Here is a 15022-nt window from a genome sequence, read left to right on the forward strand (position 1 = left end):
CGCCGCCCTGTTCGCAAAACATGCTTTTGCGAAAGGGGCGGTTTTTGCTGTCTTTACAAAACCTCCATGTTGCGCTGACGTTTGGATAATCTTTCTTCGCTACAATTAGGGATGATCTGGAAGATTGATAGAGTCCAATCGCAAATGGAGGGAATACAAAACCATGCAGATGTGGAGAAAACGCGCAGTATCGGTTGTGATGTCATTCGTTTTGGGCATCGGGGCGGCCATTCCGGCGCTTGTGGCGGAGTCCTTCGCCGTGCCTGCCGCGGCTCAGGCCGCTTTGGGTCCTGACATCGCGGATGCTTCAAACGACGAGCTGACCATGACGCTGATCGGCCGTTACAACGCGGGAAAAGAGACGGCAGCAGAGATTGTATCGTACAACAAGTCCACTCACAAAGCCTATGTGATCAATGGTGCAGACAAGTCCCTGGATATTTTGGATCTGAGCACACTTCAGAGCTCCGTGACTGGAGGCACCTACCAGGATCTCAGTCTGGCAACCAGAATTACTCTCCAGGATTTGGGGCTGGCCGATTCGGACGAAGGCAGCTACGATATGACCAGTGTCGCGGTTTCTCCTCTCGGAGACTATCTGGCCCTAGCCATTCCCTATGTCAAGAAGGACGCTGTCGGCAACGCCCTGGAGCATTACAAGGGGAAGATTGTTCTCCTCAAGGAGAACGGCGATTTAGTCGAGCAATTCGAGGCCGGTTATCTGCCGGATATGGTCACCTTTACGCCGGACGGCATGAAGATTCTTGCCGCCAACGAAGGCGAGCCGAACCTCGATTACAGCAAGGACCCGGAAGGCTCGATTACTGTGGTGGATCTGTCCGCAGGCGTGAACAACGCCACAGTCACTCAAGTCAGCCTGGTACTGGACGACAGCGTATTTGACGCCAATGTCCGTCTTTTCCCTCAAGGCAAGTCGATTGAAGCCTTGGCATCGGCCAACGGCACATCCGTTGCGATTGAACGGGCCAAGGATCTGGAGCCGGAATATATTGCGGTGGCCTCCGACAGCAATTATGCCTATGTCACCTTGCAGGAGAATAACGCCATCGCCACGCTCAACCTGCAGACGTTGTCAGTGGAGAAAGTCAGCGGCTTGGGCGTTAAGGATCATTCCCGGCCGGGCAATGCGCTGGATGCATCCAATAAGGACAATGCCGTCAACATTGCTCAATGGCCTGTGCTGGGCATGTATATGCCGGATGGCATGTCCCTTTTTGAACAAGCCGGAAAAACCTATCTGGTTACAGCCAATGAGGGAGACGCCAGAGTATATCCCGCCATTGAAACCTCTGAGCTTGGCGAAGGGGAAGCATATAGCGAAGAAGAGTCTATTGAGGATATTGCCGACCTGGTCCAGTTAAACCGGGCCTACTACCCCGGCTACACCGATGAGGAATGGGCAACCTTGCAGCAGAATCTGCCGGATATACTCACAAATAAGAAAAAACTCGGCAAGCTGACGGTGACCAATTCCGTATACACCGTAACCGGAGCGGCTTATTATGAGGCCCTGTACAGCTACGGCGCCCGCTCCTTCTCCATTTGGGACACCTCGGATATTGCGGCAGGTCCCGTATTCGACAGCGGTGCGGACTTTGAGCAAATTATAGCCGCACGGCTTCCCAATTACTTCAATGCCTCAAACACGAAGACGGATATAGATGACCGCAGCGACAACAAAGGACCCGAGCCGGAGGACGCCAAGGTAGGCGTGATCAACGGCAAGACGTACGCTTTCGTCGGTCTGGAGCGGATTGGCGGCATCATGGCCTACAACGTGACTGACCCGGCGCAAGCCACCTTTGCCGGGTATGTGAATTCCCGGGATTTCAATGTACCCGTTGGCGGAGATTCCGGACCGGAGGGCTTGCATTTTGTTGCGGCGGAATACAGCCCTACAGGCAAGCCGCTGCTGTTAGTGGGCAATGAGATATCGGGGACGGTAGCTGTTTATGAGATTACCTCCAATACCTCCGACGCAGATGTTTTTCCGCTGACCATCATTCATACCAATGACACCCATGCCAACATCGATTCCGCAGGCTCTCCCGACAACGTTGCGCGCCGAATCACTGCCATCAAGCAGGCGCGGGCCCAGGCTGCCAACTCCATTCTGGTGGATGCGGGGGATGTTTTCTCCGGAACCCTGTATTTCAACAAATATCTGGGGCAGGCGGATTTGGCCTTTATGAATATGGCCCAATATGATGCCATGACCTTTGGCAACCACGAATTTGACAGAGGCTCGGCTGCGCTGGCTGATTTTATCCGAAACGCCTCCTTTCCCTTCGTATCTGCCAACGTGGATTTCTCGGCCAATGACGATCTGAAGGGCTTCACCGTCAATGACATCGGCCACCCGGCGGCAGCGGGGAAAATTTATCCGGCCCTGATCAAAGAGGTTGGCGGTCAAAAAATCGGCATCTTCGGTCTGACCACCGAAACGACATCGGTTACCTCCTCTCCCGGACCTACCATCTCGTTTGCCGATGCAACCGCCAAGGCGGGGGAGACGGTAGCGGCGCTGAAGGAGCAGGGAATCAACAAAATTATTGCCCTGAGCCATCTGGGGTACGATGTGGACCAGCAGCTGGCGAAGGACGTAGCGGATATTGATGTGATTGTGGGCGGACATACCCATACCCTGCTGAAGCAGCCGTATGTGGATACATCCTTCGCCAATCCTACCATCATTGTTCAAGTGGACGACAAGGCCAGCAATCTGGGCAATCTGAAGGTGGAGTTTGATTCCGAGGGCAAGCTGATTTCCTGGACGGAGGATCTTATTGCCATCAATGCCCAGGACAGCGGCAAGAATTATGTCTTGGCTGCCGATCCCGAGGCCCAGCAGCTTCTGGATACTGCCTACAAGCCGGCGGTTGTTGCCGAGAAGAACATTGTGGTAGGCAAATCTGAGGTGAATCTGTACGGTGCTGCGGCTGCCGACGGCAATCCCCGCACGGTGCGCACCATGGAGACGGCCATCGCCAATCTGGTGGTGGACGGCATGCTGGATGAGGCGGTTTCAGCCGGAACCGGTGCAGTTATGGCTCTTCAGAACGGGGGAGGCATCCGGACCAATATTCTGGCCGGAGATATTACCCGGGGCGGCATAATTGAAATCCTGCCGTACAGCAACGATCTTGTGGTGCTTGAGCTGACCGGTCAGGAGATTTGGGACGGACTGGAGAATGGAGTGTCCGCGGCGCCCGGCGAATACGGCGGTTTCCCCCATGTTGCGGGAATGAAATTCACCTACGACTCCTCCAAACCCTCCAAGCAGCGGGTGGTCAGTGTCAGTGTCAAGACAGCTACCGGCTATGAGCCGTTGAAGCTGGATCAAAGCTACAAGCTGGTTACGAATATTTTCACGGCTAAGGGAGGAGACAGCTATAGCTCCTTTGCCCAAGCCTTCAACGAAGGCCGGGTAGATTACATGTATTCCCCGAGCTATCCGTACAAGGCAGACTTCGAGGTATTCATCCAGTACCTGAACAAACTGGGCGGTACGCTGACCGCCGCCAATACCGGCGTGGAAGGCCGGATTACGGATGTGAAGGGAGCGGACCCGGGTACGCCGGACGCCTTCCCGCTGACCGTCCTGCACACCAACGATACCCATGCCAACATTGACTCGTCCAGCTCGTCGGACAATGTGCTGCGCCGGGTGACAGCCATCAAGCAGACCAAGGCCAACTCCGTGAACCCTCTCCTGTTGGATGCGGGAGATGTGTTTGCGGGAACTCTCTACTTCAATGAATATGAAGGCCAGGCGGATTTGGCATTTATGAATCTGGTGCAATATGATGCCATGACCTTCGGCAACCATGAGTTCGACAAGGGCTCCGAAGCGCTGTCCAACTTTATCAAAAATGCGCAGTTCCCCTTTGTATCGGCCAACGTGGATTTTTCCGCGGATGATCTCCTGAAGGGTTACTTCCAGGCAGGCATCGGCAGCCCGGCGGAGTCCGGCAAGGTGTACCCTGCCATCATCAAGGATGTGGACGGCCAAAAAGTAGGCATCTTCGGCTTGACCACTGTGGACACGGCCACTATTTCTTCTCCCGGCGCCGTTACCTTCCAGGACCCGGTGGAGAAGGCTCGGAATACGGTGGCCTTGCTGCAGCAGCAGGGCATCAACAAGATTATCGCCCTATCCCACCTGGGTTATGATGTGGATCAGAATCTGGCCAAGGAAGTGGAGGGCATCGACATTATCGTCGGCGGCCATTCCCATACCAAGCTGGAAGCGGCGGCGGTGGACAATACCCACAGCGAGCCCAAGCTTATTGTACAAACCGGTGAGCGGGCGCAGAACCTTGGCAAGCTCCAGGTGGAGTTTGACAAGGATGGCAAGCTGGTGGAATGGCAAAACACTCTGATCGCCATCGACCAGAAGAACGGCTCCGACTATGTGTTTGCAGCCGATCCGGAGGCGGCCGATATTCTGGCCCAGTACAAGCCGAAGATTGATGAAATGAACAAGCTGGTGGTAGGGCATTCGGATGTGAACCTGTACGGCGCGGTGGCAGTGGATGGTTATCCCCGGGTAGTCCGCACCAAGGAAACAGCCATCGGCAATCTGGTAGTGGACGGCATGCTGTATGAAGCCAAACAAGCGGGCATTCAAGCGGATATGGCACTGCAAAACGGCGGCGGCATCCGGACCAACCTGCTGGCCGGAGATATCACCCAGGGGGCCGTTCAGGAAATCCTCCCCTTCAATAATGATGTGGTGGTGCTGGAGCTCACCGGTCAGGAAATTTGGGACGGGTTGGAGAACGGCGTCTCTGCTGCCCCCAAGGAATACGGCGGCTTCCCCCATGTGGCAGGTATGAAGTTTACCTATGATTCCTCAAAACCTGCCCATCAACGGGTCACCAGCGCCAGCGTCAAAACAGACAACGGCTATGTGCCGCTGGATGTAAAGAAAACCTATAGTCTGGTAACGAACATCTTTACCGCCAAGGGCGGCGACGCATACGCCTCCTTCGGCAAAGCGTTCAATGAGGGCCGCGTCAACTTCATGTACAGCGAGCAGTACCCCTTCAAACCGGACTACGAGGTGTTCATCCAGTATCTGAAGGTGCTGGGCACCCTGACAGCCTCCAACACCGGCACAGAAGGCCGGATTGCGGATGTGAAGAGCAGCGACACCTCCGACTCTGGGGACAGTGGTGATGATGGCAACAACTCCGGTACCCCCGCAACTGGCAACACTACTCCTCCTTCCTCCACTACCCCGGACCCGGGCGTGCAAGTGGAAGCAGGTGCAGTCAGCGGCGGTGTGGAGCTGAAGCCGGATGCCAAGGACCTGAAGTTGGAAACGGCGGCGGACGGAAGCTCCGTCACCAGCCTGACGCTGGCGGCCGATTCGCTCTCCAAGGCGCTGGAAGCGGCCGGCACGGGCAAAACCATTATCACCCTGCCGGAGGTGGAGGGAGCGGTTAAAGTGGCGCTTCCGGTAAGCGGCATGACCGGCAGGACGCAGGGAACCGTGCAAATCCGCACTGCGGATAAGAGCTATGATCTGCCTCTGGCGGTTGTGAAGCCCAACGAGCTGGCAGCAGCCCTGGGGACGGCAGTAAACGATATCCGCATTAAAGTGGTCATCGGCGAAGTGGCAGGCGCGGCCAAAGCGGCAGTGGAAGCGGCCGCAGCCAAGAACGGTGCCGCCTTGCTGGCGGACGCCGTCAGCTACACCATCACCGCCCAAGCAGGCGGCAAAAATGTGGAAATCAACCATTTCGGCGCCACCTATGTGTCACGGACGCTGACTATCCCGGGTACCGTGGACCCGTCCTCCGCCACCGCGGTAGTCTTCGACCCGGCAAGCGGCAGCATGAGCTTTGTCCCGGCTGTGTTCGGCAGTGCGGACGGCAAAACCGTGATCACCATTAAACGGAATTCCAACAGCATCTACGGTGTGGTTAAACCTTCCGCCGCATCCTTCGCGGATTTGAGCGGACACTGGTCCCGTCCGGATGTGGAGCTGCTGGCAGCCAAGCTGGTTATCGACGGCCAGGCTCCCGGCCGGTTCGCTCCCGATGCCCAGGTGACACGCGGCGAATTTGCCGCCCTTCTGGTACGGGCCCTGGGCCTTGCTCCGGATGCGTCGGCGGTTTCCGGCGTGAAGGATCTGACGGGCAGCGAGTGGTACGCCGGCGCTCTGGGCGCTGCCGTGAAGGCCGGCCTGCTGGACGGCTTTGAGGACGGCACCCTGCGCGGCGAAGCCAATATTACCCGGGCGCAAATGGCCGTCATGATGAGCCGTGCCTTGAAGGCGGCCGGAAAGCCGGCTCCGTCGGGAAGCGGCGCAGCCTTTGCCGATCAGGGGGAAATCCCCGCCTGGGCAGCCGATGCAGTTGCCTCCGGTGCAGCCGCGGGACTGGTGGAAGGAACCTCGGGCAACCGTTTTGCTCCTGCGTCCCAGGCTACCCGCGGGGAAGCGGCGGCCATGCTGAAGCGTCTTTTGAAATACGCCCAATTCATCAACTAATTGCACTGGACGCTCCTTAATGGACCTACGTTCCGCTATTCGGTGAAAAAGCGGCATTTGGATGTTCAGACGGACTTACGATCCGTTATGTGGCGGAAAATGGGCTGTTGCAGCGCTCAAAAGGGTAAATAAGAGATCGTGTGTCCGCGCAATAATGAAAAGTCCGCATATTTGAAAAATAGCGGATCTCCGGTCCGGATGGCGGCAGCTTCATAAGGGTGCACAGAAATTCGGGTTGCTTCAATGCAAGAGCCTTCGATTAACGCCATTATGGCGGGGATCGGAGGCTTTTGCATGGAGTCCGGCGAATGAATGAAAGGGACGCAGCGGCTGTTTGCGCGGGAATCCGTTGGCTGGCTGCAGGGAGTGGAAGGTCTGTGATCAGGCGTGGAAATACGGATTTCGGGAGGGGTACAGGATGCCGAATATTTGGACGCATATTATTTTTGGCCAGGAGGCGCTGAAGGCTGTTGGCCGGACGGAATGGCTGGACCGGGAAGAGGAGAGCAAGCTGTTTTCATGGGGCTGCCAGGGGCCGGACCCGCTGTTCTATTACCGCTTCCTGCCCTGGAGCAAGGACAAGCGGATGAAGATTCTGGGAGAGCTGATGCATGAGGAGCATTGCGGACCATTTCTTGCGGAGCTGCTCCGCAGGGCGGGGATGCCGGAGGGGCGGCGTTTGCAGCCTTATGCGGCAGGGTTTCTGCTGCATCATATTCTGGACCGCAATGCCCATCCTTACATTTTTGCCAAGTCGGGATTTAAGCCCTGGAACCACCAGCGCTTCGAGATTATTCTGGATACCATTGTGGCGGAGAAGCTGCGGGGAATCGAGACGTGGAAAGCGCCGGTCCGGCGGGAGCTGACGCTAAAGAGGGACAGCTCGCTGTTTCAGGATGTGCCCGCCCTGCTCTCGGAGCTGGCGGCGCAGTTTTATCCCGAGGCCGCAAGAGAGGTGGGTGTGCGCCAATGGCAGGAGAGCTTCCGGGACATGCTGCGGGCGCTCTGGCTGTTCCATGATCCAACAGGAGTCAAGCGGGTTCTGACGGCAGGCAAAATCACCCCTTTTGTCTACAAAAGGGACAATCCGCCTTTGGATTATTGCAACGGGGAGCGGAAAGCCTGGCGTGACCCTGTGGAGGAGGGGGTCACTCATCATACGGGCTTCTGGGATCATTGGGAGGCGGCCATGGAGGAGGCGGGGACGATGCTTCCCCTGGCGCTGGAGGTTATGGAAGCCGGGCCAGCAGACAGCCGCGCAGCTGCGGCGGAAGCGGAGCTGCTGCGCCAACTGGGGAATGTCTCCTATTCTACGGGGCGGGCCTGCGGGGAAGGGGCCATCCGTTACGAGGACCCGCTTCCCTTCTGAAGCCCTGATCAGCAAGAGGGGGCGGCGGGCCGGACAGCTCCTGCTTCCACAGAGCCCCGCTCCAGGTCCACAGTGCGCAGGAGGGCGATTCCCGCAATGAAGAACAGCGCCAGGGCCAGGATGCCGTACCGGCTGGAGCCTGTAAGGAGGCCCATGGCGGCGAATACCGCCGGCCCCACCATGGAGGAGAACTTGCCGGATACGCTTAGGAAGCCGAAAAACTCCGCGGTGCGGTCCGCCGGCACCAGGCGGCTGAACAGGGAGCGGGCCACGGCCTGGCTTCCGCCTTGAACAAAGCCCACCATCACGGCCAGCAGATAAAAATGGGTGCTGGTGGTCATAAAGTAGCCCAGCAGCACAATAAGCAGATAGATGCCCAGGCTGATGTAGAGGGCGGGTTTAGCCCCCAGCTTTTCCCCGATTTTTCCGAAGAGCAGTGTAAACGGGATGCCCACGAACTGGGTGATGAGCAGGGCCATGATCAGATCCTGGGTCTCAATGCCGATGGCTTTGCCGTAGGCGGTAGCCATGGTAATGATGGTGTTGATGCCGTCGTTGAAAAACCAGTAGGCCAGGATAAACTTCAGCAGCTGGGGATAGCGCTTCAGGCTTTTTAGGGTTTCCCAGGTGCGGGTGAAGCCTATGCGGGCGTATTGGCGCGCCGGGATGGGGGCGGCGGCAGCACGGTCCTTCACATGCCGGAACAACGGCAGCGAAAAGACCAGCCACCAGACAGCAACGCTGGCAAAAGCCAGCCGGGTGCCTGCTTCGCCGTCCGACAGGCCGAAGAGCCCCGGCTTTTGAATCATGAGCAGATTCACTACCAGGAGCAAACCGCCGCCTACGTAGCCGCTGGCATAACCTTTGGAGGAGATGTACTCCCGCTTTTGTTCCTCCGGGACCAAATCCGGCAGCAGGGCGTCGTAGAAGCTGTTGCCTCCGGAAAAGCCCACCGTAGCCAGCACGAACAGCAAAGATGCCGCCAGATAATTCCCCTGCCCGATAAACACGAACAAGAACGAGGCGGCGATGCCCAGATAGGAGAACCGCCTGAGAAAATACATTTTCTTTCCGGCGCAATCGGCGGCGGCTCCCAGAACCGGAGCCAACACCGCCACCAGCAGCATTCCCGCTGCCTGGGTAAGGCCCCAATAGGAGGCGGAGGTGCTGGAGGACAGGCCCTTCGCGGCAACCTCGATATAGAAAATCGGCAAAACGGCGGCCATCAGGGTGGTGGCAAAGGCGGAATTGGCCCAGTCGTACATCAGCCATGCACGCACAGCCTTGGGGTTCATGCGGATCTCTCCCATCCGGTGGTTTCGTTCAACTTTTCTTCAGAATAACACCGGATTGTTCGAGCCGTATCAACACATTTCGTGATAAAATAGGATTCTGGTAAATTTTTGGTTAGAGAGGGGTTTGTCAGTGATGTCCCATGTCAACGAATACCAAGACGGGCCTTACCGGATGCTGGAGCTGCGGGAGGCGTCCACGGAAACCGCGGTGCGGATTTGTCCGGAGCGGGGAGGCATTGCCATAAGCTATGCGCCGGGCGGAAAAGAAGTATTTTACTTGGACAGGGCCACCTTCCTGGACCCCAATGCCAATATCCGCGGCGGCAATCCCGTGCTGTTCCCCATCAGCGGCCAGCTGGCGGACGGAGCCTATAAGTGGGAAGGGAAACGCTACGCCATGAAAAATCATGGGTTGGCGCGGATTTCCCCCTGGACAGTGGAGGAGACGGGGGTGGCGGCTTCCGGCGAGCCTTATACGGTTCTGAGTCTGGCTTCCACGGCGGACATGCTGGCTTCCTATCCCTTTGCCTTCAAGCTGGTATTTACCTACCGCATTCAAAAAGGAGCTTTGGTCATCGAGCAGGAGTACCGCAATCTCTCCGGAGAGCGGATGCCGGTTTATCCAGGCTTCCATCCCTATTTTGCCGCGCGGGAAAAAGACCTGGTTTATGAAACGGATGCCACCCGTTATATGGATTACAACGACGGCGCGGTGAAGCCCTTTACCGGCCGTTTGGATGTTAGCTCCATGAAGGAGGCCGCAGCGCTTCTGGACGCCAAGGAGCCGCGGATCGCTTTCCGCTTGCCCGGACTGGGGCGGAAAATCGAAATGGAGTATTCCGGACAGTTCCGTTATGTGGTGATCTGGACTGTTCCGGGTGCGGATTTTGTCTGCGTGGAGCCATGGATGGCATTGACCGGCGAACTGAACCGGGGCGGCGAGCTGGTCTGGATTGAACCGGGGGAGACGCTGTCCGCCAGGCTTGTTATCAGAGCGGAGCATGAAGGATTTCCCGGCGCACAGCTTTGAAACCTTCACAAGCCCCTTTACGTTATATTATGCATGACCCAAACGGGGGAAATCATTCATAATGCGGGAGGCTTGAAACCATGAAGGTTGTCATAATGGAAAAAACGGAAGCGGGCGAGCTGGTTGCCCTGGATGCGCGGGATTGGAACGACCAAATGATCGCGATGATGAACCATGCCAATTATTTGCTAGTCAACGGCAAGGAATATGAGATGGTGGAAGGCCGGCTGAATGTCAATGAGCCATATATGGAGGTTCTGGTGCTGGCCGTGAAGCAGGAGGCGTCAGAAGCCGCGAAGGCCTAAGCCGGAGCGGTGAAAGGAGAATGAAACTCATGAATCATCAAGAGGAAAACAGGCTGCCTATTAAGGTGCTGTCCACTTCCCTGGGCGTGACCCTGGCGGCCCATATGCTTCTGGCCCCCGGCTTGCTGATGGGCGGAAGCGCGGCTTTTGCCGCGGAAGCGGATCAGCCTACCCTTGCCGAATGGTCCACCGAGGAGGTAAAGGCTTATTATGACCCCAGCGTGGACTGGAGTCTGCCCGCCCTCCCCGATGAGGAGCTGGGCGAGATTGTGCCCCAGCTGCCGGCCAATAATGGCGGCAGCGGCAGCGGAGCCTCAGGCGCCGCCGGCGGCAACACAACCATTATCCATCAGGGAAGCAGCTTCGGATGGGATGATATGCTGCTGTACCATTTGCTCTTTAACAGCGGCGGCTCCTATTCGTCGGGAAGATGGCATCAAAGCTACCCTTCCTACGATGCCAGAACCAATCAGCCCTATCAGCCTAAAACCTATTCGGCAGGCACTTTCCAGAACAAGCAGGTGCCGGGAAGCAATGTAAAGCCCAAAACCAGCGTGTCCAGCGGCTCGTTCAACACCAAGTCCGGCAGCATTAATAAGGCAACCGCAGCCAAATCGGATGCGGCCTCCGGCAAATCCGGAACAACAGGGACATCCGGCGCGGCGGCGGGTTCAGGGAGCAAACCGGCAACAGGCCAGTCCTCCTCCGCCAGCAAGCCTGCCGACACCGCAACCAAATCGTCCACCGGCAGCTCTTCGTCTGCAGGCTCGTCATCCAGCGGCACCTCATCGTCGTCCACCGGCAGCAAGTCATCATCATCTTCGTCCTCGTCCAGCAAGTCGTCATCATCCAGTAAATCGTCATCCTCGTCATCCGGCAAGTCCACTTCCTCGGGCAGCATCGGCGGGAAGTCCAGCGGCTTTTCCGGAAGCAGCAGCTCGGGCAGCTAATGGCGTATAGAGCGGGAATATCAGAGCGGAGGAGACGGTAGGCGATGAGCTTTCAGGTGGTAGGGCATCCGGCGGCGGACAGGGGGGCGCGGGTGCGTCAACTGAAGGAAATGGGCTTTGGCTGGGCGGATCTGGAGGATGAGGCATATTGGGTGGATCAGGCGGTAGCCATGGACCCGAGAGTATGGGAGGAGCTGCAAGAGGCCAGCGGCCTGCTCTGGACCATCTTCGACAAAGCCGCCCGGTTCATTATCGGCCAGCGGGATTTGTATGAGCTCCTTTCCATTCCGGAGGTGCTCTGGGACGGCCTGGACGCGGTTCCTCCAGAGGAGCCCGGGCTGCTCTCCCGTTACGCCAGATTCGATTTCAGCGTCGGCCTTGGCGGCACCATCAAGCTGCTGGAGCTGAACGCCGATACGCCTACAGGCTATGTGGAGTCCTCTGTGGCGACACCTTGGATGTGCAGCCAGCATGGGCTATGGACGCCCAATACGGCTATGCCCGCGCAGGTGCGCCATGCCTTTGCGGACGCGCCTCCCGCGTATGCGGCCTGCATCGCCTACGGCAAGCATGAGGAGGACAGCGGCACCATCGATATGCTGGTGCGGCATATGGAGCAGCCTGTTGTTTGTGTGGATACCCTTGAGCTGTGGGTGGATGAGGGTGTTTTGCGGGATGCGTCGGGCCAGGCCATTGACAGCCTGTTTGCTCTTTACCCCAAGGAATGGATGGGGGTGGATGACGGCGGAGAAGCGCTGGCGTACAGCATTGAGACGGGAAGGCTCCGGATTCTTAACTCTCCCCATGCGGTGATTCTCCAGTCCAAGGGGCTGCAGGCGGTGATTTGGGGCTTGCATGAGCTGAAGGCTCCGTTCTTTACCGAAACTGAGCATGACGCGATTGAAGCGTATATGCTGCCTACCTATAACGAGCCTGTTTTTGACGGCGATTATGTGGAGAAGTCCATGTTTGGCCGGGAGGGCGGCTCCGTCCGGATATACGGCGCAGGAGGCGGGATGGAAATAAAGGACCAGGACGGCTTTGATACCAGCGTCTTTTTCCGGCCGGTGTACCAGGCGCGCGCCGATCTGCCCCGCATCCGGCTGCATGACGGCGAATACCATCTGTTGACCGGCGTGTTCATGATTCATGGAGAAGCCTGCGGCCTTCTGGGCCGGGCAGGCGGTCTGATTACGGGAAACTCCAGCCGCTTTGTGGCGATGGGAGTGAGGAAGGATTGAGCCATATGTTTGGCAACGTAAACGAAAGAAGAAAGGGCGGCTATCTAAGGCGGGTGTTTGCAGGGGCGCTGGCTCTGGTAATCGCCGGCGGGATTGCCGCAGGCTGCGGCCAGCAGGAGCCGGGCAAAAGCTCCGCCGGCGCTGCCAATTCCGCCGCGGCGGCAGGAAGCGCCACGGTGCCGTGGGATTATAAGGTGGAGGAAGCCAAGGTCGGGGACCTGATCGGCTCGGACATGACCATTTCCCCCAACAACCAGCTGCTGCCCAATGATGACAATTACGCCACAGGGGATAAGGTATGGGTGCTGTCCTATATGACCGCGGAAATGAAAACCGCTGCCGACGGCCAGAGCAGCGTTGATTTGTCCCAATGGGCGCCTCTCAAAAGCTACCGGACCGCGGAAGCCGCCCAGACGGATCTTGCCGGGCTTAAGGTCCAGTTGAAAACGGAAGTGGATCTGGTGGGCGTGTACAAAACCGACTATCAGGGGAAATCCAGATATTTTGCGGTTATTACGCTTCCTACCGGCAACAGCGTCAAGCAGCCGATTCCGGAGGAGCGCTATAAGAGCATGAAGGACCAGAAAACGGCAAAGGTCATGCTGGAGGAAGTGCATGATTTCGGCGATTACGATCTGGCCATGGCTAAATTCAGGGGGTGGGCGGACTAATGGTAGCGGTCAATATTATTATCAGTGTGGCGGTCATTATTGTGCTGCAATTTTTGGGGATGCTGGTTTTCAATTTAATGACGCCGTTTAACGACATGGAGGAGCTGCGCCAGGGCAATGTGGCTGTCGGTTTGGCCATGGGCGGCAAATTTATGGGTACGGCGATTATCCTGGGGGTTTCCGCCTTCACCAACAGCACCATCTGGCATATGGCCCTGTGGTTCGCGGTAGGTTACCTCTGTCTGCTTGCGGCGTATTGGGTGCTGGAGCTGGCAACGCCCAAGCTTACCCTTCATGAGCAGCTCAAAAAAGGGAATGTGGCCGTTGGCATTCTGCTGGCCTCCGTTTATGTGGGTATGGGCTTCTCCGTCAGCAGCCTGATTATTTAAACGGCAGGTCCAAAGTGAGCAAAAGGCTGTTCCCCAACGTCATACCAATGACGGGGAGCAGCCTTTTTGTTGTTCAAACCTGTTTCCGCTGGCCTATGAGGCCCTCAATCACTTCGGCCAGATGCTGGCCCATAAGCGTGTGGCCATAGTCGGAAGGATGGATGAGATCCACCGTCAACGCGCTAAAGTCTGTCAAAACATCATGCCCATCCACCAAATGCAGGTTGGGATGATTCAAGTCACGGTGAATGCGCTCAAGCCGCTCGGTAAACTGCTGGTTTATATTCGGGCCGCCATCTGCGGAGCTCCGCTTCCGCACATCATCGTGGTTGGGATAGATGGTGACCAGCACCACCGGCTTGTCGGGATACTGGCGGATCATGCCCTCCACCAGATACCGCGCCCTTTTCTCGAATTCCTCTGCGTCCATCAGCCCCCGCATATTGACGCCCAGCTCCAATACGGCAATATCCCAGCCTCCATGGCCGATCAAATAATCCGCCATGGCTTTTTCGCAGAGGCAGGAACCGCCCAGCGCCTTGTTGTAGAGGTCGGCTCCCAGTCTCCGGGCCGTCTGCTGGATATAAGCCTGATGCTGGACGGTTGCCCCTGAGCCGTGGGTAATGGAGGAGCCGTAAGCCAACAGCTTAAGCGGCGGCAGCTCGTCCTCCCGGGGAGGGCGCACTTCGTGGCCGAAGGTGTCCAGACCATGGAAGGCGGCCTGAAAGGCCAGACCCGGATAATAATTGCGGCTTACCACAATCCGCCAAACCCCCGGGGCAAAACGCCCTTTCTGCAGCGCCTCCGGCGCCACATCCGCGAAGCGGGCGGGTTTGTCCAGATGCAGCGTCTGGATGATCCCGGTGCGCAGCCGGTGCATGGAATGAAAATAATCCCCGCAATACACCAGCACATCCCCGTCCTCCACCGTAGCCGACAGCGTAATCCGAATAAACGGCGCATCGGTTACAAAGCGGATCTCGCACCCGGTGGAGGCTTGGCCGATAAACCGGCCCCGTTGGTACTCCCCTTCCCCCAATTGGTGGACCACCCCTCTGGGTATCCGGTTCATGCGAAGCCCCGGCATCTCTTCATTTCTCTCCAGCTCCGCCACATTATGAAACTCCATTTGGTTATAAATCACCTGTTATGCCCCCTTAATTAACAGTATGCAGCTATGTTCTCCATTTTAGGACGCGGCTGCCCATATGGCAATCCCGTCTTCGGGGAACAGGCGGAAAAAGCGGCAATA

General features: G+C 57.4%; 10 protein-coding genes. 8 read left to right on the forward strand and 2 right to left on the reverse strand.

Translation table 11 applies throughout. The features are described 5' to 3' along the window. Nucleotides 1-163: 163 nt before the first annotated feature. Nucleotides 164-6520: a choice-of-anchor I family protein gene (locus tag DQG13_RS20340; RefSeq protein ID WP_113021613.1), complete on the forward strand. Its 6357-nt coding sequence runs from the start codon at nt 164-166 to the stop codon at nt 6518-6520. A gap of 418 nt (nt 6521-6938) precedes the next feature. After that, the gene (locus DQG13_RS20345) at nt 6939-7889 is read left to right on the forward strand and encodes a zinc dependent phospholipase C family protein (protein ID WP_113021614.1); all 951 of its coding nucleotides are present in this window, start codon (nt 6939-6941) and stop codon (nt 7887-7889) included. An 8-nt stretch (nt 7890-7897) separates the two neighbouring features. Here DQG13_RS20345 and DQG13_RS20350 read toward each other — a convergent pair whose 3' ends face one another. Beyond that, nucleotides 7898-9184 carry an MFS transporter gene (locus DQG13_RS20350; protein ID WP_113021615.1) on the reverse strand — a complete coding sequence of 429 codons (1287 nt, stop codon included), beginning with the start codon at nt 9182-9184 and terminating at the stop codon, nt 7898-7900. A 133-nt stretch (nt 9185-9317) separates the two neighbouring features. Here DQG13_RS20350 and DQG13_RS20355 point away from each other — a divergent pair, with 133 nt between their 5' ends. The 6 genes from DQG13_RS20355 (at nt 9318) to DQG13_RS20380 (ending at nt 13770) form a co-directional block, all read left to right on the forward strand. Then, the gene (locus DQG13_RS20355) at nt 9318-10214 is read left to right on the forward strand and encodes an aldose epimerase family protein (RefSeq protein WP_113021616.1); all 897 of its coding nucleotides are present in this window, start codon (nt 9318-9320) and stop codon (nt 10212-10214) included. Nucleotides 10215-10294: 80 nt separating this feature from the next. Further along, complete coding sequence (locus DQG13_RS20360; protein WP_113021617.1) at nt 10295-10519, forward strand: hypothetical protein; 225 nt, start codon at nt 10295-10297, stop codon at nt 10517-10519. Between the two features lie 29 nt (nt 10520-10548). Further along, entirely contained in the window at nt 10549-11469 is a 921-nt protein-coding gene (locus DQG13_RS20365) for a hypothetical protein (RefSeq protein WP_113021618.1), read from the forward strand. 44 nt (nt 11470-11513) lie between these two features. After that, nucleotides 11514-12710, forward strand: a complete 1197-nt coding sequence (locus tag DQG13_RS20370) for a glutathionylspermidine synthase family protein (protein WP_113021619.1) — start codon at nt 11514-11516, stop codon at nt 12708-12710. Between the two features lie 5 nt (nt 12711-12715). Beyond that, nucleotides 12716-13381 carry a hypothetical protein gene (locus DQG13_RS20375; protein WP_113021620.1) on the forward strand — a complete coding sequence of 222 codons (666 nt, stop codon included), beginning with the start codon at nt 12716-12718 and terminating at the stop codon, nt 13379-13381. Next, the gene (locus DQG13_RS20380) at nt 13381-13770 is read left to right on the forward strand and encodes a DUF350 domain-containing protein (protein WP_113021621.1); all 390 of its coding nucleotides are present in this window, start codon (nt 13381-13383) and stop codon (nt 13768-13770) included. Before DQG13_RS20375 ends, DQG13_RS20380 begins: the two co-directional genes overlap by 1 nt. A gap of 73 nt (nt 13771-13843) precedes the next feature. On the opposite strand, the gene DQG13_RS20385 is transcribed toward DQG13_RS20380, so the two are convergent. Continuing rightward, nucleotides 13844-14914 (reverse strand): SGNH/GDSL hydrolase family protein, encoded by a 1071-nt coding sequence (locus tag DQG13_RS20385; RefSeq protein WP_113021622.1) that lies wholly within the window; start codon nt 14912-14914, stop codon nt 13844-13846. Between the last annotated feature and the right edge of the window lie 108 nt (nt 14915-15022).

It is taken from the genome of Paenibacillus sp. YN15 (genome assembly GCF_003285005.1).
Taxonomy (GTDB): Bacteria; Bacillota; Bacilli; order Paenibacillales; family NBRC-103111; genus Paenibacillus_AR.